Below are 1592 nucleotides of genomic sequence, written 5' to 3'. Positions count from 1 at the left end.
CTTGAGTTTCCGCAAACTGCATTGAAAAGATAGATATGTCCTCTCCAAGTACCAATCTGCCGTTTTTTTTGAGAGCTCTCGAATGGCAGTACCGAGAATAGAGGCACTTTTATAAGCCCCGCCGGGACCGGGCTTGGGGAGACATATTCTTTTATACCCACAGGGCACGATGTCTATTCAAACGGTCAGCTTAAGGCAGAGTTGACGGTATGCCGGGCGCTTTGTCCGGTACCAGAGCCGGATGCCCTCTTTGGCATATGACAGTATGCCGAAGATGCCTTTTGCCAGCCGATAATAGCAGAAACTGACTTTATCCTTGATTGGATCTGCTTCCTGTATGATTGAAACTTTCAGGGCGTTTGTCTCAGGACTTAATTCTTCCTGAGCTAAAAATGCCATAGCTAAAGTAATATAAAAGTTAAGCGCATTAATGGCTTCCAGTTTTCTTACACGGAAGTTTTCAAACTGATAGGTCTGCTTTTTACAACGAAAATATTCCTCGATCCGCCATCTGGAAAAGTAGGTTCTGGCAATACGGATCACATCATCCTTTGAACGGATCTCTTTGTTTGTAGCCAGCATCATGGGATGTTCCGTGATCCCATAGACCAGGACCAGATAAATATTTTTCCGAGAGGCAGTGATCTGAACTTTTACGTGGGAAAGATAGGCGGTATGCTCTTTTCCCTTATAGAAAACATCCGCTTTTACTTTTCCCTTCCTCCGATTCCGCAGTTCCGTTGCCTTTGTCCATTTGTTGTGATAAAGAAGTTTCCGGTTGGATTTCAGGCGGATCACGTAATCCTGCTTCAGTTGGTCGAGGATGAGAAACATCTTATTGTCATCATAACCGCGGTCCATAACAAAGGTGGCCTTTCCGAAAAGAGCAGATGCCTGTTTGATCGCATCAAAAGTGATGGTGTTTACAGATTTATAGTCCTTCTCAGCAGAAGAATGGATCATGGAAAAAACACTGACAGGATGTTTATTGGCAGTCAGGACACAGGCCTCTGTTACATGGTAACCTTTTTTATAAACACTTTTCGTCTGTGTACTTTCAGAACCATCGCGAACGATACCAAGAGCTTCAAACCGTTTTCCATCTGGTTTTACGATATCACTTTCATCAATGAGGACCACTGGTTCAGAGGGAACGAGTCTCTTTACGGTGTGGAGATAAGAAGCGGCCGCGGAAGCCGGCGTTCCTGCCGAAAGATGATTGGAAAGCCGTTTTACAGTATTCGCTTTATGTGCCGTTTCATGAAGCTGGTCGGAAATATCAGTGAGCAGGCAGCTTCTGGATGCCAGAATACCATACACCATATCTGCTGTGAACTTCCGGTCTGGTTTCGAAAGTCTGCGGGAAATTTTATTTGTAAAAGTCAAAATTTTTCTTTTCAAACGGTAAGTAATTGATGTAGAATTAGCCATAAGGAATCCCCTTTCTTTTTGTTTAGTAAGGTTTTTGTTTTGCAGCTTAATTTTACATCAAAAAGGAACAGGATTCCTTATATTTTGGCCATTTTTTGAAAGTTGTGAATAACAAAAGGCGGCAGATATATCTGAGGGGGATAATTCTGCGGAAACTCAAG

Annotated in this window: 1 protein-coding gene; it reads right to left on the bottom strand. The window is 43.0% G+C overall.

The window, feature by feature from the left end:
• Window positions 1–177 precede the first annotated feature (177 nt).
• Window positions 178–1323 carry a transposase gene (locus B5F07_RS22125; RefSeq protein ID WP_242972635.1) on the bottom strand — a complete coding sequence of 382 codons (1146 nt, stop codon included), beginning with the start codon at window positions 1321–1323 and terminating at the stop codon, window positions 178–180.
• Between the last annotated feature and the right edge of the window lie 269 nt (window positions 1324–1592).

Origin of the sequence: Lachnoclostridium sp. An169 (assembly GCF_002160525.1) — a bacterium.
Classification (GTDB): Bacteria; Bacillota; Clostridia; order Lachnospirales; family Lachnospiraceae; genus Mediterraneibacter; species Mediterraneibacter cottocaccae.
The sequence above is the reverse complement of the archived record's forward strand: the minus strand, read 5'-3'. Positions and strand labels throughout refer to the sequence as shown.